At 40.5% G+C, this 21,202-nt stretch carries 25 protein-coding genes; 18 read left to right on the forward strand and 7 right to left on the reverse strand.

Translation table 11 applies throughout. From position 1 onward, the window contains the following. Nucleotides 1-50 precede the first annotated feature (50 nt). Nucleotides 51-257 (reverse strand): putative holin-like toxin, encoded by a 207-nt coding sequence (locus ABRT01_RS00295; RefSeq protein ID WP_367746000.1) that lies wholly within the window; start codon nt 255-257, stop codon nt 51-53. An 877-nt stretch (nt 258-1,134) separates the two neighbouring features. Here ABRT01_RS00295 and ABRT01_RS00300 point away from each other — a divergent pair. The 13 genes from ABRT01_RS00300 to ABRT01_RS00360 all read left to right on the forward strand — a co-directional run bounded on the left by ABRT01_RS00300 (nt 1,135) and on the right by ABRT01_RS00360 (nt 11,795). After that, nucleotides 1,135-2,037 carry a phosphate ABC transporter substrate-binding protein gene (locus ABRT01_RS00300; protein ID WP_367746002.1) on the forward strand — a complete coding sequence of 301 codons (903 nt, stop codon included), beginning with the start codon at nt 1,135-1,137 and terminating at the stop codon, nt 2,035-2,037. Between the two features lie 111 nt (nt 2,038-2,148). Then, nucleotides 2,149-3,120 (forward strand): phosphate ABC transporter permease subunit PstC, encoded by a 972-nt coding sequence (pstC, locus tag ABRT01_RS00305; protein WP_367746005.1) that lies wholly within the window; start codon nt 2,149-2,151, stop codon nt 3,118-3,120. After that, nucleotides 3,121-4,005 carry a phosphate ABC transporter permease PstA gene (gene pstA, locus ABRT01_RS00310; RefSeq protein WP_367746007.1) on the forward strand — a complete coding sequence of 295 codons (885 nt, stop codon included), beginning with the start codon at nt 3,121-3,123 and terminating at the stop codon, nt 4,003-4,005. A gap of 30 nt (nt 4,006-4,035) precedes the next feature. Next, on the forward strand, nt 4,036-4,824 hold the full coding sequence (gene pstB / locus ABRT01_RS00315) for a phosphate ABC transporter ATP-binding protein PstB (RefSeq protein ID WP_367746094.1): 789 nt from the start codon (nt 4,036-4,038) through the stop codon (nt 4,822-4,824). A gap of 137 nt (nt 4,825-4,961) precedes the next feature. Continuing rightward, on the forward strand, nt 4,962-5,666 hold the full coding sequence (locus tag ABRT01_RS00320) for a response regulator transcription factor (protein ID WP_269412283.1): 705 nt from the start codon (nt 4,962-4,964) through the stop codon (nt 5,664-5,666). After that, nucleotides 5,663-7,039 carry a two-component system histidine kinase PnpS gene (pnpS, locus tag ABRT01_RS00325; RefSeq protein ID WP_367746009.1) on the forward strand — a complete coding sequence of 459 codons (1,377 nt, stop codon included), beginning with the start codon at nt 5,663-5,665 and terminating at the stop codon, nt 7,037-7,039. The genes ABRT01_RS00320 and pnpS overlap by 4 nt, the downstream gene beginning before the upstream one ends. Before the next feature lie 383 nt (nt 7,040-7,422). After that, complete coding sequence (locus ABRT01_RS00330) at nt 7,423-8,598, forward strand: hydroxymethylglutaryl-CoA synthase (RefSeq protein WP_367746010.1); 1,176 nt, start codon at nt 7,423-7,425, stop codon at nt 8,596-8,598. A gap of 149 nt (nt 8,599-8,747) precedes the next feature. Beyond that, nucleotides 8,748-8,966: a hypothetical protein gene (locus ABRT01_RS00335; RefSeq protein ID WP_367746011.1), complete on the forward strand. Its 219-nt coding sequence runs from the start codon at nt 8,748-8,750 to the stop codon at nt 8,964-8,966. Continuing rightward, nucleotides 8,933-9,505, forward strand: a complete 573-nt coding sequence (locus tag ABRT01_RS00340; protein WP_367746012.1) for an RQC-minor-1 family DNA-binding protein — start codon at nt 8,933-8,935, stop codon at nt 9,503-9,505. Before ABRT01_RS00335 ends, ABRT01_RS00340 begins: the two co-directional genes overlap by 34 nt. 23 nt (nt 9,506-9,528) lie before the next feature. Further along, complete coding sequence (locus ABRT01_RS00345; protein ID WP_367746013.1) at nt 9,529-9,993, forward strand: DUF6398 domain-containing protein; 465 nt, start codon at nt 9,529-9,531, stop codon at nt 9,991-9,993. Between the two features lie 62 nt (nt 9,994-10,055). Then, nucleotides 10,056-10,355: a calcium-binding protein gene (locus tag ABRT01_RS00350; RefSeq protein WP_367746015.1), complete on the forward strand. Its 300-nt coding sequence runs from the start codon at nt 10,056-10,058 to the stop codon at nt 10,353-10,355. Nucleotides 10,356-10,386: 31 nt separating this feature from the next. After that, nucleotides 10,387-11,163, forward strand: a complete 777-nt coding sequence (locus tag ABRT01_RS00355) for a class I SAM-dependent methyltransferase (protein ID WP_367746016.1) — start codon at nt 10,387-10,389, stop codon at nt 11,161-11,163. A gap of 38 nt (nt 11,164-11,201) precedes the next feature. After that, nucleotides 11,202-11,795 (forward strand): class I SAM-dependent methyltransferase, encoded by a 594-nt coding sequence (locus ABRT01_RS00360; protein WP_367746018.1) that lies wholly within the window; start codon nt 11,202-11,204, stop codon nt 11,793-11,795. A gap of 157 nt (nt 11,796-11,952) precedes the next feature. Here ABRT01_RS00360 and ABRT01_RS00365 read toward each other — a convergent pair whose 3' ends face one another. The 5 genes from ABRT01_RS00365 to ABRT01_RS00385 form a co-directional block, all read right to left on the reverse strand. Further along, complete coding sequence (locus ABRT01_RS00365; RefSeq protein WP_269412291.1) at nt 11,953-12,090, reverse strand: YjcZ family sporulation protein; 138 nt, start codon at nt 12,088-12,090, stop codon at nt 11,953-11,955. A 44-nt stretch (nt 12,091-12,134) separates the two neighbouring features. Continuing rightward, nucleotides 12,135-12,239, reverse strand: a complete 105-nt coding sequence (locus ABRT01_RS00370; protein ID WP_269412531.1) for a YjcZ family sporulation protein — start codon at nt 12,237-12,239, stop codon at nt 12,135-12,137. 388 nt (nt 12,240-12,627) lie between these two features. Then, on the reverse strand, nt 12,628-12,783 hold the full coding sequence (locus tag ABRT01_RS00375) for a hypothetical protein (RefSeq protein WP_269412292.1): 156 nt from the start codon (nt 12,781-12,783) through the stop codon (nt 12,628-12,630). A gap of 63 nt (nt 12,784-12,846) precedes the next feature. After that, entirely contained in the window at nt 12,847-13,188 is a 342-nt protein-coding gene (locus ABRT01_RS00380; RefSeq protein ID WP_367746019.1) for a YolD-like family protein, read from the reverse strand. An 18-nt stretch (nt 13,189-13,206) separates the two neighbouring features. After that, complete coding sequence (locus ABRT01_RS00385; RefSeq protein ID WP_269412294.1) at nt 13,207-14,436, reverse strand: DNA polymerase IV; 1,230 nt, start codon at nt 14,434-14,436, stop codon at nt 13,207-13,209. A gap of 193 nt (nt 14,437-14,629) precedes the next feature. Between ABRT01_RS00385 and ABRT01_RS00390 the strand changes: the two genes are divergently transcribed. The 3 genes from ABRT01_RS00390 (at nt 14,630) to ABRT01_RS00400 (ending at nt 17,504) form a co-directional block, all read left to right on the forward strand. Continuing rightward, nucleotides 14,630-15,220: a histidine phosphatase family protein gene (locus ABRT01_RS00390; protein WP_269412295.1), complete on the forward strand. Its 591-nt coding sequence runs from the start codon at nt 14,630-14,632 to the stop codon at nt 15,218-15,220. Nucleotides 15,221-15,461: 241 nt separating this feature from the next. Further along, complete coding sequence (prpF, locus tag ABRT01_RS00395; RefSeq protein WP_367746021.1) at nt 15,462-16,646, forward strand: 2-methylaconitate cis-trans isomerase PrpF; 1,185 nt, start codon at nt 15,462-15,464, stop codon at nt 16,644-16,646. 81 nt (nt 16,647-16,727) lie between these two features. Next, a complete protein-coding gene (locus tag ABRT01_RS00400; protein ID WP_367746023.1) occupies nt 16,728-17,504 on the forward strand; it encodes a class I SAM-dependent methyltransferase in 777 nt (258 codons plus the stop codon). 915 nt (nt 17,505-18,419) lie between these two features. Here ABRT01_RS00400 and ABRT01_RS00405 read toward each other — a convergent pair. After that, nucleotides 18,420-19,340, reverse strand: a complete 921-nt coding sequence (locus ABRT01_RS00405) for an aldo/keto reductase (protein ID WP_367746024.1) — start codon at nt 19,338-19,340, stop codon at nt 18,420-18,422. A gap of 112 nt (nt 19,341-19,452) precedes the next feature. Between ABRT01_RS00405 and ABRT01_RS00410 the strand changes: the two genes are divergently transcribed. Both ABRT01_RS00410 and ABRT01_RS00415 read left to right on the forward strand, forming a co-directional pair. Beyond that, entirely contained in the window at nt 19,453-19,998 is a 546-nt protein-coding gene (locus ABRT01_RS00410) for an NUDIX hydrolase (RefSeq protein WP_269412299.1), read from the forward strand. 3 nt (nt 19,999-20,001) lie between these two features. Further along, nucleotides 20,002-21,180 (forward strand): endonuclease Q family protein, encoded by a 1,179-nt coding sequence (locus ABRT01_RS00415; RefSeq protein ID WP_367746025.1) that lies wholly within the window; start codon nt 20,002-20,004, stop codon nt 21,178-21,180. Nucleotides 21,181-21,202: the final 22 nt, after the last annotated feature.

The following is a 21,202-nucleotide window of genomic DNA, read 5'->3' on the forward strand; positions in this document are numbered from 1 at the left end:
CATTAGGTAAAAAAATAATCCCTCAGCGCCTCTGAAACGCATTGGAGGGGTTATTTTTTATGGTTTTTGTCAGACATAATTAACGCGATTAACGTCCCGAAGGATATCATAAGCGTTAAAGCACTAACAATGCCCATTGGCAAGCACCTCCCTCCCTGGGAAGTCTCCCAAGCGAAGACTAACGGAAGATCGACAGCGCTACCCAACCCCTCATGCGAAGCCAGTCTATTGAATTTATTATAACATATTGCTATCATTTATACTTTAATTACTAGGTTATTTTTATTCAAATTAGATAAAAAATCTAACAACAAATAGCGTCATTTTTTGTTCCGTAAAAGGGCGCTCATCTTTAATAAGGATCGGTCTTGCGTCATAAAAAGGCCCCTGTCAAAACAACGGAGAAAGTGCAATCCTTTTTCATTATGAGAGACATATTTAGGTTGATTGAACGCATGATCAAACATGTACGGGAAACGGTTTTGCCCAAAGATCATGTTGAAAAAATTAAAGAGTTGCATAAACAGCAAATTGAGCAGATGTCATTGCCTTTAGCTGTTTAATCTTCAAGTTTATCTATACTTCAAATGGTTTTTAAAAAACTATTTAAATCCAAGGGGGAAGTATGTCCTTTTTTTGACTACAAATTATTGAATATTCAATTACTACCTCCGCAATTCACACCATTTACTTTCATTTCCAATTATGGGAGTAAAGATTACTTACTTCCGGTTCATATTCTTTAAAAAAGGTATTTCTTGAACACGCTCTAATAGAGGACATTCAAAAATCCGGTAAAATTGACGTGCCCCTGCAAAAGGGGTATGCCAACCCTGATCGTAAGCCTGTTTTGGTCTGCCTTCCTTTGAAAAAGCTCGTTGGTTTGCTTTTCCGATCCTCATGTGCCGGGAAGTAGTAACTTCTGTATTGTCCACGTCCTTTGGGCAATGCAGAAGTTACTACTTCCCGTACAAGCCTCGATATTGAAATATTCCGATGAATAAAAGGACAAAACATTTATTCATCGGAACAATATTTCTTTACAAAACCTTTACATTCTCTTAATACTCAATTAACGATTGATCTATAGCCTTGTAGTTGCGAGAACATATTACATTCCTAAGGAGGATTATTGTGAAGGTGAAAAACAAACTGGTTTTAATAACTTTCGTTACATTGATGGTTTTTGTAACTGCATGCGGAAATTCAGCGAATGGCAAATCGGGGAGTGAAGCCGACAATAACAAAGACAAATTATCCGGATCCGTTATTATCGGTGGTTCAAGTGCTCTTCAACCATTGGCAACGGCTGCCGCTGAACAATTTATGAATAAATACCCTAACACACAGGTTCAAGTGCAAGGCGGTGGTAGTGGTACAGGGCTTAGTGAGGTCGCTGCAGGAAATCTTGATATTGGAAACTCTGATTATTTTGTGGAATCACAAGAAGGCATTCCAGCTGATAAATTGGTTGATCACAGAGTAGCTGTTGTTGGTATTACTGCAGCAGTTCACCCTGACGCAGGTGTAACCAATCTTTCAAAAAGCGATCTGATCAAGATATTTACCGGGAAAATAAAAAACTGGAAAGAAGTCGGCGGTAAGGATGAAAAAATAACACTTGTTAACCGTCCGGACGGCTCGGGCACACGCGCTACTTTCATTAATTTTGCCTTGGACGGTACAGCGCCTGCCGAAGGGATCACAGAGGACTCTTCCAACACAGTGAAAAAGATTATTGCGGAAACCCCTGGAGCGATCGGGTATCTAGCATTCTCTTACTTCGATGATTCCGTTGTCAAAATGAATATTGACAATGTCGAAGCAACGGACGAAAGTATTATCTCCGGCGAATTTCCGATCTGGGCTTACGAGCACATGTACACAAACGGTAAACCAGACGGTGCGGAAAAGGCGTTTCTTGAATATATGATGAGCGATACAATTCAAAATGGCCCCGTCGCTAAGCAAGGATATATCCCAGCCTCAAAAATGAATGTCGAGCGTAATGCTCAAGGTGAAATAACTAAGAAATAAAATTATAAGCGTAGGGTAGGTAATACAAGGAATGTCTACCCCGTTTATACCTTTTATGATTCAGTATAAAACATCCAGAAAGTATGGTTTGGAGAAGGAGGAGTTGATTGAATGGCTCTAAACGACAATGAGGTAGAATGGAACCCAACTGCTAATACCACATTTGCCAGTAAAAGACTTGTGAAAAGACAAAAAATCAGTAAAGCCCTGTTCTGCAGAAATAGTGAATTACGAGGAAAATTAATCATTACCGTTAGTGCATTCTTTATGATGGCGGCTGCCGTGGCAATTACACTTTTTTTGACGATCAAAGGCTTGCAGTTGTTTATTCAAGACGGAATCAACATATTTGATTTTATTACCGGGACAGAGTGGAATCCAACGGGAGAAGAAAATTCTTCATACGGCGCATTTTCATTTATTTTCGGTTCATTGTCGGTAACCTTTCTGGCCGCCGTGTTCGTAGCCCCGATCGGAATTGGAAGTGCCATTTTCATGACAGAGATCGCCAAGAAATGGGGGCAGAGGGTACTGCAACCGGTTATTGAAATACTTGTTGGCATTCCGTCCGTTGTTTATGGTTTGATTGGATTATCGATCATCGTTCCACTTATTAGGCAGTTTATCGGGGGAACTGGTTTCGGCTTATTGGCTGGAACAATTGTTGTCGGTATGATGATTTTACCGACTGTTACAAGTATTGCAGCCGATGCGATTCGGTCTGTCCCCTACCACTTGCATGACGCTTCATATGCGCTTGGGGCAACGCGATGGCAAACCATTTATAAAGTTGTTATTCCAACTGCTTTACCCTCATTACTGACAGCGATTGTGCTTGGAATGGCACGAGCATTTGGGGAAGCACTGGCCATTCAAATGGTTATTGGCAATGCACAGGGAATGCCGAATTCTTTAGTGGATCCCGCTGCAACATTAACAACGATTACCACCCTTAGCATGGGACACACAACTTATGGAAGTCCGCATAACAATGCGCTTTGGTCCTTGGGATTGATTCTACTTGTGATGTCCTATGTATTTATTATTTTTATTCGATTTTTATCCCGGAGGAGGAAAGTGTAAATGAACAGTAGAACAGTAAACCATATAGCAACCACTTTGATAATTTGCTGTGCCCTGGTTATGATCGGAATGCTTGCTACTCTTCTGGGCTATATTTTATATCATGGTATTGCGCAAATTGACCTTGGTTTTTTAACCACTGATTCCAGTTCCTTTCTAACAGGAGGTGGTATCAAAAATCAGCTGTGGAATTCCTTTTACATTTTATTCATTACAATGGTCATGGTTGTTCCCCTTGGCATAGCTGGCGGAATTTATCTTGCGGAATATGCAAAACCGAATAAATTAACATCATTCATTCGTTCTTGTGTGGAAGTCATGGCATCACTACCATCTATTGTTGTTGGAATGTTTGGCTTGCTCCTGTTCGTCAATTACTTTGGCTGGCAGTATTCGATTCTATCAGGAGCGCTTGCTTTGACGGTCTTTAACTTACCGGTCATTGTCAGAATGTCTGAAGATGCATTGCGTTCTATCCCAATTGAATTAAAAGAGGCAGGTCTCGCGCTCGGTGTTCCCCACTGGCATACGATTAAAACTGTATTGCTTCCTGCCGCGTTTCCAGGAATCTTAACCGGGGTGATTTTGTCGGCGGGACGTGTGTTTGGTGAATCGGCAGCATTGTTATTCACAGCAGGACTTTCGACGCCAAACCTCAATTTCACAAATTGGAACCCATTTGCAGCAAATTCACCATTAAATATCTTCCGTCCAGCGGAAACTCTATCCGTTCATATTTGGAATGTGAATGCGAATGGGATCATTCCGGACATAAGGGAAGTCGCAAATGGATCTGCTGCTGTCTTGGTCATTGCCGTATTACTGTTTAATTTACTTGCACGTTGGATTGGTCATGTCATTTACAAAAAAATGAATGGTAACTAAGGGAGGAAAATTATCTTGATAAGTACACAGATGAAAAGCAACGTCATGCCAATGGCTAATGAAACGACCCCAATTTTTCAGCTTAAAGACTTGAATGTTTATTATGGAGAAAACCATGCCGTAAAAAATGTTTCCTTATCGATTCTAAAACAAGCTATCACAGCCTTAATTGGGCCATCAGGATGCGGAAAGTCCACTTTTTTAAGAACACTCAACCGCATGAATGATTTAATACCCGAAGCACGATGTGAAGGTGAAATTGTCTACGGGGATGTTAATTTACTCGATCGAAAAATTGATGTTGTAAGACTTCGCAAAGAGATTGGTATGGTCTTTCAAAAGCCGAATCCATTTCCCAAGTCCATTTTCAATAATGTGGCTTATGGGCCCAAAATGCAGGGAATTAAAAATAAAAAGAATCTAAGTGAAATTGTTGAGAAAAGTCTAAGGGACGCAACGCTATGGGATGAGGTAAGGGACCGTCTTGATCAGAATGCTTATGGCCTTTCTGGCGGTCAGCAACAACGGCTTTGTATTGCGCGTTGTTTAGCTGTGAAACCAAGTGTCATTTTAATGGATGAACCGACATCTGCGCTCGACCCGGTATCAACATTGAAAATCGAGGAACTTATCCAAAGATTAAAAGAAAAATTTAGCATTGTGATCGTAACCCATAATATGCAGCAGGCGTCACGGATTTCGGATCAAACTGCATTTTTCCTTAATGGTGAGGTGGTGGAAATATTTGATACAGCTTCCATTTTTTCAAATCCGTCTGATCAACGTACGAAAGACTATATCTCAGGTAAGTTTGGATAAATAAACCCTGAGTGATTCCTGAAGCAAATGTTAACATTCATTGAGGTTTTCAAATGATTTGTATATATTAAACATAGTGTCCCCTGATGTGTGGAACAAAAGTCCGTTAAACAATAAACGCAGAATGGAGTGTGAAAATGAACGAAAAAGTCATGGTTGTCGATGACGAAATCTCCATCGTTACATTGCTTGAATTTAATCTCACAAAAGCTGGCTATGAGGTAATACCCGTCACGGATGGTCTTACCGCTCTCCATCTAGTCAAAGAAAAACAGCCTGATTTAATTGTTCTTGATCTAATGTTGCCGGGGATGGATGGAATAGATGTCTGCAAACAGCTAAGGGAACAGAAATTGCTCACCCCGATTATTATGCTAACGGCAAAGGATGACGAATTTGATAAAGTACTCGGTCTTGAGCTGGGGGCGGATGATTACATTACCAAGCCATTCAGTCCGAGGGAAGTCGTATCCCGCGTAAAGGCGGTACTCCGACGTACCATTCTTGCAAATGATGAATTGGAATTATCAAAGGAAGAACAAATAGTCATTGGTGAATTGGAAATTTACCCCAAAAAATATGAAGCTTATTTCAAAGGCCAGGAAATGGAATGTACGCCGAAGGAATTTGAATTACTCGTGTATTTAGCACAAAATAAGGGCAATGTTCTTTCAAGGGAACAAATTCTCAATGCGGTTTGGAATTTTGATTATGTCGGTGACACAAGAATTGCTGATGTGCATGTTAGCCATTTGCGTGAAAAAATTGAAGAAAATACGAAAAAACCGGGTTATATAAAAACGGTTCGCGGATTTGGATATAAATTGGAGGAACCCAAATGATACACCATATCGTATTCCAATTTATGGCTATATTGAGTGGGATATTATTGGTGTTACTATTAGGTGCCGGAATTGTGCTATTTTTGTTTTCAGGACACTTGTTGCTCGTTTCCGTAGTGTTAATATCGACATTCCTTTTGTTCCTATTCATTGGATATTTTGTCATTAGGAATTTTGCAAAACCATTGGATGAATCGGTTAGAATGATCAAGCAGTTCACAGCTGGTAATTTCAGTACACGTACATACATAGATAAGCCGAAATCCACCGGTCAGCTAAATCGTCATTTGAACGAACTTGGAGAAAGCTTGCAAAAAACGGTCAAGTTATCCCAGATTCAACAAGACCAGTTGGAGACGTTAATTGAAAACATTGACAGTTCTTTACTTCTCATTGATATGGACGGGCATTTACGGCTTGCCAATCAAACCTTCCAGGATATGTTTCATATTAAAAAAGGAGATTGGTTCCACAAAAACTATCAATATGTTCTCCATGATGAGGAAGTTAGAAACACAATACATGAATCCATCGTTAACGAAACGATTGTACGTCAATCCGTTATCCTGCCGCTTGGTATTGAAAGACGATATATTGACATTTACTGTGCCCCAATTAAACACGGTTCCAGTCATGCGAAAGGAATTGTTGTCGTCCTTCATGATATTACTGAGCTAAAGAAACTAGAAAAAGTAAGAAAAGAATTTGTTGCTAATGTGTCCCATGAATTAAAAACCCCTGTTACCTCTCTAAAGGGATTTGCCGAAACACTGTTGGATGAAGAGATGAAAGATGAAAATATTAGAAAGAAATTTATGACGATTATTTTGAGAGAAAGTGAGCGATTGGAAGCGTTAATTTATGATTTACTGGAACTCTCAAAAATTGAAAGTGATACGTTTCAACTGAATTGGCAAGAAGTGGATCTTAGTAAAATTGTAGATGAAACGCTTGAATTACTACAAGAAGAAGCAAAAGAAAAAAGCATTGATATACAATCCGGGGCGGAAGGACATACCGTGATCGAGGGCGATCCTTTTCGCTTGAAACAAATGTTCATTAATGTTATCACAAATGCTATTGTTTATTCCCCTGAAAAAGGGTTTATACATGTTCATGTTGAAGGATTCCCTCGTACTGTTGAATTTATTGTCAAGGATAACGGGATAGGAATAAGCTTGGATGAAATTCCGCGAATTTTTGAGCGTTTTTATCGCGTTGACAAGGCAAGGGGCCGGAATTCCGGCGGTACAGGTCTTGGGCTTGCCATCGTTAAACACTTAACAGAGGCGCACAACGGAAGAATTGATGTAAGAAGCGAGATCGGGAAAGGGACAACGTTTAAAATTATATTCCCTAGGTCACAAGAATAGAACTTACAATATCGGATCAACCATGGAGAAGCGAGTATTACAATAATACACGACCCTCGCTTAAGAGGTAAATAAAGTTGGAATCGCTACAAGTGTCCCGAATGACAGCACTATTATATTTTTCCTGGAAAGCCGTCAACTGAATTGAACGGACGGCTTAATTGCCGATTTATACAAACTGCTCGATACGGACCTGGTAGTTTTAACCAGGTCCGTCCCAGTGCAACCTTTTCATTGTTTTTCACACCCATTTATATTATTATTTATACTGTTAACTTAAGGTTGTACAGGTATGTGAAAATAATCACGAAGTATCGATGCGGCTTGGGGTTTTTCTCCAGCACATGATATATAAATTTTATAGCAAGCAGGAGAGAAGAAAATTGAAAATAGGAATCGATAAAATAGGCTTTTATACACCTCATTTGTATGTAGACATGAACAAACTGGCTGTCAGTAGAAATGTAGAACCCGAGAAATTTACAATCGGAATCGGCCAGGAAAAAATGGCAATTCCACCGCTAACTCAGGACGCTGTCTCACTTGCAGCAAACGCGGCCCTGAAAATATTAGATGACGATGATAAAGAGAAGATTGATTTTGTTATTTTTGGAACGGAGTCGGGGATTGATCACTCCAAATCAGCAGCGGTATATGTCCATCAATTGCTTGGGTTAAAACCACAAGCACGCGCCATTGAATTAAAACAGGCCTGTTATGGGGCAACTGCTGGTATCCAAATGGCTAAAGGGCATATCGCACTACATCCAGGAAGCAAAGTGCTGGTATTGGGATCAGATATCGCCCGTTATGGTTTGAATACCTCGGGAGAAGCTACGCAAGGGGCTGGTGCAGTTGCATTACTCATTAGTGCAGATCCAAAAATTATGGTTTTGGAAGAACATAATGCATACATGACCGCTGATATTATGGATTTCTGGCGGCCAATTTACGCTGATAAGGCATTTGTGGATGGAAAATTTTCCAATGAACAGTATATTGCGTTTTTCAATAACGTTTGGCGGCAATACAAAGAAAAGACAGGTCTGGAACTGCATGATTATGAAGCAATCTGTTATCACTTGCCATATACAAAAATGGGTAAAAAGGCGTTACGCACCATTTTGGATGAAGGAACAGAATCGGATCAGGAGCGATTAATGGACAACTATCAAATTAGTACCACGTATAACCGAATGGTCGGTAACATTTATACGGGGTCGTTGTATTTAAGCTTGTTATCGTTATTAGAACAAAAAGAAAGCCTGGAGGCGGGATCCAGAATCGGGTTATATAGTTACGGCTCGGGTGCAGTAGGTGAGTTCTTCAGTGGAATTTTGCAACCAAATTACCGAAAACACCTGCAAATAGACCAACATACCAAGCTATTTTCTGAACGTACCGAGGTAACTGTTCCTGAATACGAAGCCATTTTTGAGGAAACTTTACCCACGAATGATCGGAAGGTGGAATTGGAAATCGACCAGGATCCTGCAACCATTTGCTTTGCAGGTATAACGGATAATAAGCGACAATACATCAATAAATCAGCTAAATAACTGTAACAAATTAGTAGAACCATAGCGAGCGCCAATGCTATGGTTCTATTTTTATTCTTGGCAGGGTAGCGGTAAAAAGTATATAATAATGGTTACATTAATCGGAAAGATAGTTTGGCTATTACTATTTTAAAGAAAGGATAATCCCAATGGAAACAGCGACCCAATCATTACCGGAACATGAAATCCTGGCTATATTACGGGCTGCAGATGAAATTATTGCACAAGGCGGACGGACATTGCTTGCCAAAATCCTGAAAGGTTCACGAGAGAAAAAGGTTCTTGCACTGGAATTGGACAATGCCCAGTCTATGGTTATTTCAAACCGGAAAAAATGGAAGCGGTCAAGGAAAAAATTGAGTGGATGATCGATTATGATTTCCTTGATATTCAATATTCAGGGAAACTTCCGATGATTGTGTTCACGGAACGCGGCTGGTATATTGAACGGGATCGGCGTGCGGATGAATTTTTGGCTGAATGGGATAAGTGGATAGAAGAAGATCAACCAATACCAGATATGACCTACTTAAAGGATCGCAATCGAGGAATGATACTCTTGCTATTGAAAAAAGCGCAGGAATCGGGGGAAACTAAATATATCCCGTATCTGGAGGCATGGGAACAGGTTGACTATAAAAAGGTACGTGCGGAAATCAGGAAAACAATCGGCATGTTGAAATCTGGAGAACAGGTTGATCGTAGTGAAGCTTTGGAAAGGCAACAGGAATGGAACGAAGCATTAAAAGGATCTGCCCCACAGGATATACAGCTAAAGTGCTGGGAATGTGGTGATCGGTTTACCTTTTCAATCGGAGAACAAAAGTTTTTTAAAGACATGGGTTTTCAGTGGCCAAAACGATGTGAAAAATGCCGGTTGGAACGGAAATTTGGCGAATTATTTTGAAACAGTCTCAAAAGGAGAGGAGAATGAATGTGACGGCCGCAAAAGAAAAATTAGCAGAAAAGAAAGAGCAGTTACTTCAGCTTACAGGTGATTTTAGCAAAACGTATTTAAATGAGGAATATGAGGTGGTTGTAAAAAAGCTGATCGATAAAATGGCCAGAAAACGGGATATGCCATTTATTTCCGGAAAAATTGAAATTTGGGCCGCAGCCATTATTCATGCATTGGGGACGGTGAATTTTTTATTTGATGAGGATACGCACCCATATGCTTCTGTTACAGATATCAATGAATATTTTCATACAAATAAAAGTACTGTCTCGCAAAAGTCAAAAAAGATTCGCGATATGTTTAACATGTCCTATTTTGATAGTGAGTTTGCAACAGAGTCGGTTAAACAAGAGAATCCACTTAATAATATGTCAATGATAAATGGACTACTCGTTCCAAACGATATGATTAAGACAGATTTGGATGATGGGAATTAAGGGTAGCCGAAATCCTGGGTGTTACCATACAAGATAAAAGTGACAGTGAACGATTTGAATTGATGGAAGTAACGAACGAGCATTTGGGAAGGTACTACCGGTATTTGCAACAGCACTTGACTTTTCCTTTTCGAGCAACTTATGAAGGAGAAACGGGACCGCTTTCATTTACTGAATATGAGTTGAATTGTCTCCAGCTGGATCAAGAGATACAATTTGAAGAATTTTACGGAATCCTCGTTGAATGTAGGGAAGGAAGAAAGAAAACAATATGGGAATTAGCTGATATTGTAGTCGATGAGGAAAATGTAAATTATCAACTAATTGACGATTATCAAACATGGTTTTGGAATTATCGTTAGAATAGTGAAGCATGGTTAGGGAGAGAACTTGATGAATAAACCAGTAGAATCAGATGATATATGGGATGCAAACCTTTACGACGGGAAGCATGGATTCGTTTCCAAATATGGGAATAATGTCATCAATATATTGGAACCGAACATGGGAGAGTCTATTCTTGATCTTGGCTGCGGCACCGGAGACTTAACAAAAACGCTTTATGATCTCGGTGTCTATGTAACAGGAAAGGATAAATCAGCAAATATGATTGAACAAGCCCGGTTTAAGTATCCAGATATACCGTTTCAGGTTGGTGATGCTACAGCATTACCTTTTGATGAGACGTTTGATGCGATATTTTCCAACGCAACGCTTCATTGGATCAAGTCGCCGGAGAAGGCCCTGCAGTCGATTTATCATAGCCTGAAAAAAGGCGGTCGTTTTGTAGCGGAATTTGGTGCGAAAGGAAATGTAAAAACAATCACCAATTCTATTGAAAAGCAATTTGCTATGTTGGGACTAACTTATCAGCAGGAACGTTTTCCGTGGTATTTTCCAAGTGTTGGTGAGTATGCATCGTTAATGGAGCTGGTTGGGTTTAAAGTTGTCTATGCCAGTCAATTCGAACGTCCAACACCACTTGAAGGCGGGAACGGATTGAGAAATTGGATCGAGATGTTTGGCAAAATGATGTTTATCGGGTTGGAGTATGAAACAATCCAAAAGATAATTACGGGTGTGGAAAATGATTTACGGGATACCATGTTTCAAGATAATAGCTGGATTGCGGATTATGAACGGATCAGGGTCAAGGGAATAAAGGAGTGATCTACTTTAAAAGAAACAGGCTTCAGGAGGAAGTGACGATGAATAAATGGTTCCCGTATATATATGATATGGTAATGTTGCCGTTCGAACGTACCCGGTTCAAAGGGATTCGTAAAGCACTTGTCGGGAAAGCAGTGGGAAGGTTTTTGGAAATTGGAGCGGGAACAGGGCTGAATTTTCCATATTACTATCAGGCGAAACACGTGGACGCGGTGGATCTGAATCCGCTGATGGAACAGCATGCCTTAAGACGCAAGCGGGCAGCCCTTGTACCAATTGAAACGCATGTAGTTGAGGCGGAAGCACTGCCATTTGCAGATAATACGTTTGATACAGTAATCGCAACCCTTGTTTTTTGTGCAATTCCAAACCCCGAACAAGCAATAAAAGAAATAACCCGCGTTAGCAAACCCAATGCGCAAATTTTACTATTCGAGCATGTTCGTATGGAGCAAAAATTCTTAGGGAAAATACAGGATTTGTTGACACCGGCTTGGAAAAAAATTTGTGATGGCTGTCACCTAAACCGTGATACATTAACTTTGCTACAACGGGACGAACTATCAATAAAACAAGTTGACCATATGTATAACGGCTTGTTTTTGGTGATTACTGTGACAAATGCGAAGTAGAATAAAAGCATCACCTTGGAATGATTTGATTAACAATAAGGGTTTGTTGTAACGCTCATTATTTGTTTTTTGTGAAAACGTCAACAGGCTGCCGGTAATCTGACAGCCTGCATTGCTTTGTATTTTTAAGTTTTACTTTCCAATGCACTGCTGGTGATTAACACCAGCAAGCGCCAACGATGATAAGAAGGATGAATAATACAACGATCAATGCAAATCCGCCGCCAGTACCGACATATCCACCGCCGTATCCGTATCCTCCACAACCACACATGTTACGACAACCGAAACCCATAATAAAATTCCTCCTTCATTTAATTAAAATTTTTATCTTGCCGTTTAATATCCATATCCTCCAACATAGGCTGCCAATACAATAATTAATAGGATAAACAACACAACGATTAAAGCAAATCCGCCACCATATCCTGCTCCTGCAAACAGCCTTGCTTATTCAAGTATCACCTCCATACTGCCTACAATCAATATATGTGAGCAGGTAGCGAATGTTAGGGACATTATCCCAAGTCCGCCTCTTTTTTGGGTGACTTTTTTCAAGACTAGCGTACATGCGTTTTTTATTGTGACTTTTCTGGTCATTATGTAATTATTTTGTGCGATGGTACTGGCTGGATTTATTTGACGAATGTAAAGAGCAAAGGGAAGCAACTTGGGATTATCTTGTGAGATACATAAATTGTGTGTTTTTAGTTAGGTGATTTTTTAAAGAGGGTGTCCAAAATTCATCAAATGATAAGGCGAGGCTCTTGCTTTTGATTTGGCGATCTTTGGACACGTGTTAAAACATGAAGCATAAAGGGGGGTTACAGAGTCAATAATCGATTTCCTCAAAGTCTTCTGGTTGTGGTGTTGGTTGCATTTGTTTTAACGTATTACTATCAGAAATTTCATTGTTAATTTCTTGATAGGATTTTACCTTACCAGCTTGTTTCTTTGCAGATTTTTTGTTTTCCTTGTCGTTATTCATTTTAATTATCCTTTCATGTATGGATTGATGGTTATTTTTTGTTGATTGAAAGGATTTATACACTTACAAAACAGCAATATCAATCATTTCAGTAAAAGCAATCCACTCACTGTCTTCCGCCGAAACCAATTTCAATTGCTGTCCGGGGACAATCTTTTCTATTTTCCCTGTTACAAAATGATCATGATAGGGATGAAAAAGTTCAATCCGTAAATCAAGATCCTGTTTCATTGCATCAGAAATAATTTGGGAAAACAAAGCCATTTGCTGTTCATCGATAATTGGCTTGGTTCGTTTGGTTAGTTCCTTTTGGTGTTTGCGAATGCGTGCTTTGTGCTCCGGCAGCATCATACGGCTGGATTCCCACATTAAATTTTGTCCAGGGGTTAATTTATTTGGGTTCATTTTTCGTCTTTTCTCCTTTTATTTATAGTGACCACCAATCTTCTCAGCCCGATCAAAAGCCTGCCCGGCATCAGTTAGGGAAGCTGCTCGAACAATGGCGGTTGGACCATATTTGTCGTGAATATAGTCCATCGCTTCTGACAAGTGCTCCTTTTTCAAGGAAAAATCAAAAAAGCTGAGCTGGAAAGGATCGGCCGGTTGCAGCTGTGATAGCGTAACGCCAACACTACGAACGGGCTGCCGATCCCAGTGCATACGGAATAAATATAGTGCAGACCGGAAAATATCCATCCCGAAATTGGTCAGCGTTGCGAGCTTTACTTGCCGATGAAATCCGGTCGGAAACGTCACATTCATCCCCCGAACCCCCACCGACACAGTATTGCCGCGATAGCCACCGGCACGGGCACGTCTGGCAACTTCTTCACTTAATTCCAATAAAACCACTTTAATCTCGTCAAATGTTTCGTAATCTCGGGGCAGCGTCATGTGATGGCCAACCGCTTTTTGGTGATCATGTGTCTTTGTCGTTACTGGAGCATTGTTAATTCCGTTGGCGGTTTGCCATAAGACCTGCCCATTGATGCCCCAGCGTTTGGTTAATGCATCCACAGAAAAGGTGGCCAGCTGCCCAATTTTTTGAATTCCCATCCGTTGCAGGTGTTGTTTCATCCGACTGCCGATTCCAAACATCTTACCAATTGGGAGTTCCCACATGGTTTCTTTCATATTGGATTGATCCAACTGAAAAATACCATCCGCGTTTTTCTTGGCAAAGGCATCACAGGATATTTTGGCCAACACTTTATTCGGACCAATACCAACCCGCGTATAAACACCCGTTTCTTCCATGATTTCCTGCTGGATTTTGCGGGCAATCGTAAATGGATCGCCAAAAAGTTTTTGACTTCCGGTGACGTCCAGAAACTGTTCATCAACGGAAAACACTTCAACCAAATCGGTATAATGCTCCAATATTTCGGTGATTTGGCAGGACACATCAATGTATCGCTGCATCCTCGGTCTGACAACAACCGCTTCCGGGCATTTATTTTGCGCTTCCCATAATGCTTCAGCTGTTTTTACGCCATATTTTTTTGCAATTGGGCAGGCAGCCAGTATAATTCCACTCCGCCGCTCCGGATCCCCCGAAACAATGACTGGTTTATCCTTCCACTCCGGATTTTCCGCTTTTTCTACAGAAGCATAGAATGTTTGCATATCCACCAAGAAAATAACGCGTTTCACGCCACAATCCCCCTCTACAGAAACTAAAGTTCGTGTATTTATTATATGCGAATATACGTTCTTTATTCAATGGTAATTTATAGAATGTGCGGTACGCGGATACTATGATAAAATGATTACAGAGTGAACAACACGCAGGAGATAAAAGGCAATGCCTCTACCTATAGACAACAAAAAGATTGGATGTGGAAAGATGACAAAATTTGGATTTATCCGGCATGGTGTAACAGATTGGAATCAGGAGCGTAGAGCGCAAGGAAGTTCGGATATACCCCTTAATAATGAGGGACGTGAACAAGCTGCAAAACTTGCGGAGCGTTTGCAAACAGAAGATTGGGACGTGATCTATGCTAGTGATTTGGCAAGAGCCAGAGAAACCGCTGAAATGATTGCGAATAAAATGAATGGTGTCACAATCCATTTCGATCCAAGGCTTCGTGAAGTTGGTGGAGGGCTAATTGAAGGAACAACGGAAAAAGAACGTATAGCAAAATGGGGTATCAATTGGCGAAATCTGGATCTGGAAAGGGAAAGCGATGATTGTGTTATGGCAAGGGGACAGTCTGTATTGGCTGAAATCCTTAGTGAGAATAACGGGAAAAATATATTGATTGTCAGTCATGGATCATTTATTAGGCGACTGCTCGGGGAATTGGTCCCGGATGATGATGTGGAAGAATCACTCGGCAATTGTTCATTGACCATCCTGGAGAAAAATGAAAACGGATGGAAATTGGAGCTGCATAATTGTACAAGGCACATAACCGCAGATTCATTACTTTGAGCACAGGATATTATACGGAATTAACGTTTGTGTATCAAAGGGAGTTAATATAATCGTCCCCTATTCTATTGTTGAGTGATAATAAAAATGTTACGCAGTCCGGATAACTAGCGCTGCTTAGTCCAATTTTCCATTCAAATCATGCATCTTTCCAATTGGGTTGTTATTGAAAAAAGGGATTTTGGGAATGAAGTAGAAGTGTGTGGTAAGGTCATTAAAAACAAGGGAGCTAACTAAGAAAATGGGTAATTGGGGAAAACAAATTCAAATTCCGGCAACTTATATGCGGGGCGGAACAAGCAAGGGGGTATTTTTTCTAAAAGATGATTTACCTACTGACCCGGTAATACGGGATAAAGTATTATTGCGTGTCATCGGAAGCCCAGATCCTTATGGGCAGCAGATCGATGGAATGGGAGGTGCAACTTCAAGTACCAGTAAGGTGGTCATTTTAAACAAAAGTGAACGTCCAGGATGTGATATAGACTATTTATTCGGGCAGGTAGCCATTGAGCAGCCCTTGGTTGATTGGAGTGGCAACTGCGGAAATCTTACTTCGGCCGTTGGTCCATTTGCAATATATAGAGGTTTGGTAGAAGCGCCAAAGAACGGAATAGTTACGGTTAATATTTGGCAGGAGAATATCGGGAAAAAAATCATAGCTCATGTTCCAATAGAGAACGGGACAGTACAGGAACTAGGGGATTTCGTACTTGATGGGGTAACCTTTCCGGCAGCAGAAATAAAATTGGAATTCCTTGATCCTGCTGGTGCTGATGAAAAGAGTACAGATGGTGGTGGGATGTTTCCTACAGGGAATCCACTAGATATCATTCATATCCCGGGTATAGGAGAAGTAGAGGCAACTTTAATTAATGCCGGGAATCCTGCTGTCTTTGTGGAGGCGTCTGCATTGGGGCTTAGAGGGACGGAGCTTCAGGATGATATAAATAGGAATGCAGACTTACTGAACCGTTTTGAGTTAATACGGGCTCATAGTGCAGTAATTATGGGTTTAGAGGAAAGCGTAGAATATGCTAAGAAGCGTCAGCACACACCTAAAATTGCATTTTTTGAAGAAGCAACTAGTTACACCACTTCGGATGGAAAAGAAGTACATAGGGATAATATCGACATTTTGGCGCGAATCCTTTCAATGGGCAAGCTGCATCACGCCATGACTGGTACAGGTGCAGTAGCAATTGCGGCTGCAGCTTCAATACCAGGGACTATTGTTAGCAAGATTTTAGGCGACGTTATGTCCGAACTTCGCTTTGGTCACCCGTCTGGTACTTTAACAGTAGGTGCCGAAGCTGCAAAGGAAGAAATCGGCTGGACAGTAAAAAAGGTTGTAATGAGTCGTAGTGCAAGAAGATTAATGGAGGGGTCCGTTCTACTACCTGATTTTAACGACCTTACCAAATAAGATAAGTTTTCGTTTTTTTAAATTATCCATGTAAACTACCTTCCGTAAACTGAAAGCATAAACATTAAAGGGGTGTTTGGGATGGGGATTGATTTTCACAATGAAAAGAATAAACATAGTTATGTGACAAGGAAAGTCGATGATACATGGCTATCAGCAATAACAGCACTCATTCAAGGACGGGTAATTAACAAGGCAGTGGATATTGGAACAGGCGGAGGGATATATGCAAAGGCACTTGCTGATTTGGGCATTCCCTCCATCACTGGCATTGACTTTTCGGAAGTCATGCTTGATGGAGCTGAGCAATATTGTCGCTTGTATGAACAAATCGAGTTCAAACTTGGAAATGCTTATAGTACTGGATTGTCAAGTGCATATACAGATCTGGTTTTGGAAAGAGCACTCATTCATCATCTTGATAATTTGGCTGCTTGTTTTTCCGAGGCCCATAGAATTTTGAAACCAAAGAGAATGCTGTTGGTACAGGATAGAACACCAGAAGATTGTCTCATCCAAGGAGATCATCATCATATTCGCGGGTACTTATTTTCTTTATTTCCGCATCTTGGAGAGATCGAGACAAAAAGAAGATATGCTTCCACCACCGTTAAAGCTGAACTGATAAATGCGGGTTTCCACTCCATAAATGAAATAAAGCTTTGGGAAATACGAAAAACGTATGCGAACAAGGAACAGCTGCTCAACGATATTAAATCACGAAATGGACGTTCGATTCTCCATGAGTTATCAGATCAACGGGTGTTGCAATTTGCTGATCATGTAAACCAATTGATACAAGAAGATGGTCTAATTGTAGAAAAAGATCGATGGACGATTTGGGCGGCGGAGAAATGATCCGATGATAGAATAGAGTGGGAGATTCCATCATACATAATCGCTTAACAACAAGACGTTATAGTATCAGACAATTAGAACTGGAATAGATAATCTTAATTACTAAGCACATTATAGTTTTCAGAATTATTCATAAATAAACAAAAAATTAGAATATGGATTGGGTTAATTGCTAGTCTCATCATATGCATTTACGGTGTTTATGGACTAATGACAAGTAGTTCGATATCGAGTTTGTCATTTATCCCTGTTATTCTAGCTATAGGTGGTCTCATTAGTTTCATCGCGAACGCTAGTTAATTGTCAGTGGTACCGGCACTACAGTTAACATCTTAAGATCGTGGATTAAAGTCTGGTTTACAATGGCCTGATTCGTGGTATAATAACCTTAGAAGTTCATACAATAGGAAAAACCGCCCCATGCTGTAACATGGAGCGGTTCCAATAGACTAACCCCATTCAAGGGTTGGCACAGTGAAGCAATAATCCCTCACGGCCTGGCTAAAGTACATGAGGGATTATTTTTTGTCATTTTTATCGGACATGATAAAGGCAATTAACATGCCGAACGAAATCATCAGCGTTAATACACTTTCCATATCCATAGGCACCACCTCCCTTCAAAGGGGAAATCAATTGAAGGTAACGTGTGCCATTCTCTCATGCGAAACCAGTCTATTGTTATGTTTAGTATAACATAATCGATTGTTTGTTCCTATAACAAGTTTGGGATTTATCGGAAATCTCAAACTTGCACAACTTGGGAGGCGGCGCACTGAAGTCGGGACAGAGAGTGACAAAGTCGGGAGAGAGTGCCCGAATTTGGGTAGGAACTGCTACTCATTCAGCTTACAACCATGTCTAACAAATAAAAAACAGGATTACCACAAAAACCATGGCAATCCCGCATAAAAATTACCGATGGTTCGTATATTGAACTGGTTTGGTAATAGCTTGTAGTGCCCGATATTTTTCTTCAGTAAGTACTGCAGACGAGTCCATTGCAGTATTTTCCGCAAGCTGTTCCTCTGAGCTTGCCCCAAATACAGCACTTGCAACTGCTGGGTGATGGAGTACATATTGAAGTGCTGCAGTATTGAACGAGGTGTCCTTGCCAATCACATTTTTTATTTCATCATAAATCTTTACTAATTCCTCATACGTATAATCTAAATATCCATCCCGTGATTTACGTTCGATTTGTTTTCTTCCATTCTTACTTAAGATCCCTTTCGCTAATGGCCCGCGGGCAAGGATGCTAATGTGGTTTTCCGCCAGCAAGTCCAATACTTCTTCCTCGGGACGGCGATCCAGCATGCTATACTGCATCATCACTGCATCGATATGGGACCGTTTGACATATTCCCGGATGACGTTTGGACGAATCGATGATATTCCATACGCACGAATGAGCCCCTCTTGTTTTAGTTGTTCAAAAGCCTCAATGGATTCATCAATTGGATCATCGATGGTACCGCCGTGCAACATATAAAAATCGATATAATCAGTGTTCAATCGTTTTAAGCTATCCTTTAGACCTGCTTTAATATGTTCTTTGGATGGATCCCAGTACCAGTCTTTGGTATCACGGTTAAAATGATTGCCAACCTTTGATGTGAGAATAATTTCTTGCCGCTTTCCTTTTATTGCTTCACCGACAATTTCTTCATTCAAACCAAAATTGTATAAGTCAGCGGTATCCAGATGATTGACGCCTGCCGCTAATGCTTTGTCAATAATTGTTTGGGCTTTGGCTTGATCTGTCCCTAATGACATGCAGCCAAGTGTTAGCTCGGATACATATATGTCTGATTTACCTAATCGGTTTTGCTTCATATTAATTCCCTCCGTTTTCCATTCGTAATTCCATTGTAAAAATAGACATGCACAAACTCAAGTTTTTAAATGTGGTAAAATGGGGAGTAGCTTATAAAATGAAGGTGATCATATGAAAAAATTTGAAGAGAAAACCATTCAAACAAAACAGATATATAATGGAAAAGTGGTCAAGCTACAAGTGGATGATGTTACATTGCCAGATGGAAAGACTGCCAAGCGGGAATTAATCAAACATCCTGGAGGGGTGGGGATTATTCCAATTACCAAAGACAAAAAAATTGTGATGGTGGAACAATATCGGAAACCGTTGGAAAAATCGCTGGTGGAAATCCCCGCTGGCAAGCTGGAGGCAGGAGAAAAACCGGAAGTAACAGCGGTAAGGGAGTTGGAAGAAGAAACAGGATTTACAACCAGCAGCCTCAAGCTTGTTACCTCTTTCTATAGCTCGCCGGGATTTGCCGATGAATTAATGTATATTTATTTAACGGACAAGCTGGAACCGCTTAAAGAAAAAGTGGCTGGTGACGATGATGAATTTGTTGAACTCGTGGAATTAACTTTGGATGAAGCAAAACAATATGTTAAGGAACAACGAATTCATGATGCCAAGACAAACTATGCAATTCTGTATTTAGAAATGTTGGAGATGATGTAAACCATGTTACAAGCCTATTTTGCTGATATGCACATTCATATTGGCCGGGATATGTACAATAAACCAGTGAAAATAACCGGTGCGAAAAGCCTGACATTAACGAACATATTAAAAGAGGCCAGTAGAAATAAGGGGATTCAAATGGTCGGAGTCATTGATAGCCATGCCCCCGCGGTGCAACAGGAGATCAAACAATTAATGGAGCAGGGTTCCGCTTATGAATTGGACAATGGCGGGATCCGATTTGAACAGGTAACCCTACTATTGGGCTCGGAAATTGAATTTTATGATGAAAACTGTAAAGGCCCCATTCATGTTCTCTGTTTTCTCCCAACTCTGGATATGATGGAACGTTTTTCCGAGTGGCTGACAACCAAGATGAAAAATATTACATTGAGCTCGCAACGTTATTATGGAACCGCAAAGGAACTGCAATATAAAGTCAAAGAACTGGAAGGCATTTTCATCCCGGCCCATGTGTTTACTCCGTTTAAAAGTATGTATGGCAAAGGGGTACACCAATCATTAACCGAGGTATTTGATCCTGATTTAATCGATGGAATTGAACTTGGGTTAAGTTCAGATACCGATATGGCGGATCAAATCAGCGAATTACATGACTATACCTTTGTCTCCAATTCGGATGCCCATTCCCTGGCGAAGATTGCCAGAGAGTATCAGGAAATTTTGATGGAAGAGCCATCATTTCAAGAATTTGATTGGGCACTACATGAAGTGGACGGACGAAAAATCACCAAAAATTTTGGGATGAATCCGCAATTGGGTAAGTACCACACAACCGTTTGCAGTAATTGTTTAACACAAGTGACGTATAAAACGGAACAATGTCCAAACTGTGGATCGAAAAAAATTATCAATGGCGTATTTGACCGGATTCAAGAATTAGCAGATGCCAAGGAAGTAACAAGGGAGCGCCCGCCGTATCTGTATCAGGTTCCCTTGGAATATTTGCCAAAACTAGGTCCAAAAACATTCCAAAAACTATTAGATCGTTTTCAAACCGAGATGTATGTCATTCATCATGCCACATTGAAAGAATTGCAAGAAACGGTTCCGGAAAAACTAGCAAATGCGATTATGCAAATGCGAGAAGGAAAGCAGACGATTCATGCAGGCGGCGGTGGCCGATATGGAAGTATTGCCCAATCGAATGACAGTTAAATGACGGTCCGGACAAAGGTCT

The organism is Lentibacillus sp. L22 (assembly GCF_040812445.1).
Classification (GTDB): Bacteria; Bacillota; Bacilli; order Bacillales; family Amphibacillaceae; genus Lentibacillus_C; species Lentibacillus_C daqui.

What these genes read in the sequence shown, in the direction of transcription:
- ABRT01_RS00415 (WP_367746025.1), top strand. Translation starts at nt 20,002, where the DNA reads ATGTTACAAGCCTATTTTGCTGATATGCACATTCATATTGGCCGGGAT.
- ABRT01_RS00350 (WP_367746015.1), top strand. Translation starts at nt 10,056, where the DNA reads ATGGAAGTAACGAACGAGCATTTGGGAAGGTACTACCGGTATTTGCAA.
- ABRT01_RS00365 (WP_269412291.1), bottom strand. Translation starts at nt 12,090, where the DNA reads ATGGGTTTCGGTTGTCGTAACATGTGTGGTTGTGGAGGATACGGATAC.
- ABRT01_RS00340 (WP_367746012.1), top strand. Translation starts at nt 8,933, where the DNA reads ATGGAAGCGGTCAAGGAAAAAATTGAGTGGATGATCGATTATGATTTC.
- ABRT01_RS00390 (WP_269412295.1), top strand. Translation starts at nt 14,630, where the DNA reads ATGACAAAATTTGGATTTATCCGGCATGGTGTAACAGATTGGAATCAG.
- ABRT01_RS00320 (WP_269412283.1), top strand. Translation starts at nt 4,962, where the DNA reads ATGAACGAAAAAGTCATGGTTGTCGATGACGAAATCTCCATCGTTACA.
- ABRT01_RS00295 (WP_367746000.1), bottom strand. Translation starts at nt 257, where the DNA reads ATGATAGCAATATGTTATAATAAATTCAATAGACTGGCTTCGCATGAG.
- ABRT01_RS00345 (WP_367746013.1), top strand. Translation starts at nt 9,529, where the DNA reads ATGAATGTGACGGCCGCAAAAGAAAAATTAGCAGAAAAGAAAGAGCAG.
- ABRT01_RS00380 (WP_367746019.1), bottom strand. Translation starts at nt 13,188, where the DNA reads ATGAACCCAAATAAATTAACCCCTGGACAAAATTTAATGTGGGAATCC.
- pstC (WP_367746005.1), top strand. Translation starts at nt 2,149, where the DNA reads ATGGCTCTAAACGACAATGAGGTAGAATGGAACCCAACTGCTAATACC.
- ABRT01_RS00360 (WP_367746018.1), top strand. Translation starts at nt 11,202, where the DNA reads ATGAATAAATGGTTCCCGTATATATATGATATGGTAATGTTGCCGTTC.
- pstB (WP_367746094.1), top strand. Translation starts at nt 4,036, where the DNA reads ATGAAAAGCAACGTCATGCCAATGGCTAATGAAACGACCCCAATTTTT.
- ABRT01_RS00335 (WP_367746011.1), top strand. Translation starts at nt 8,748, where the DNA reads ATGGAAACAGCGACCCAATCATTACCGGAACATGAAATCCTGGCTATA.
- prpF (WP_367746021.1), top strand. Translation starts at nt 15,462, where the DNA reads ATGGGTAATTGGGGAAAACAAATTCAAATTCCGGCAACTTATATGCGG.
- ABRT01_RS00410 (WP_269412299.1), top strand. Translation starts at nt 19,453, where the DNA reads ATGAAAAAATTTGAAGAGAAAACCATTCAAACAAAACAGATATATAAT.
- pstA (WP_367746007.1), top strand. Translation starts at nt 3,121, where the DNA reads ATGAACAGTAGAACAGTAAACCATATAGCAACCACTTTGATAATTTGC.
- ABRT01_RS00375 (WP_269412292.1), bottom strand. Translation starts at nt 12,783, where the DNA reads ATGAATAACGACAAGGAAAACAAAAAATCTGCAAAGAAACAAGCTGGT.
- ABRT01_RS00405 (WP_367746024.1), bottom strand. Translation starts at nt 19,340, where the DNA reads ATGAAGCAAAACCGATTAGGTAAATCAGACATATATGTATCCGAGCTA.
- pnpS (WP_367746009.1), top strand. Translation starts at nt 5,663, where the DNA reads ATGATACACCATATCGTATTCCAATTTATGGCTATATTGAGTGGGATA.
- ABRT01_RS00355 (WP_367746016.1), top strand. Translation starts at nt 10,387, where the DNA reads ATGAATAAACCAGTAGAATCAGATGATATATGGGATGCAAACCTTTAC.
- ABRT01_RS00400 (WP_367746023.1), top strand. Translation starts at nt 16,728, where the DNA reads ATGGGGATTGATTTTCACAATGAAAAGAATAAACATAGTTATGTGACA.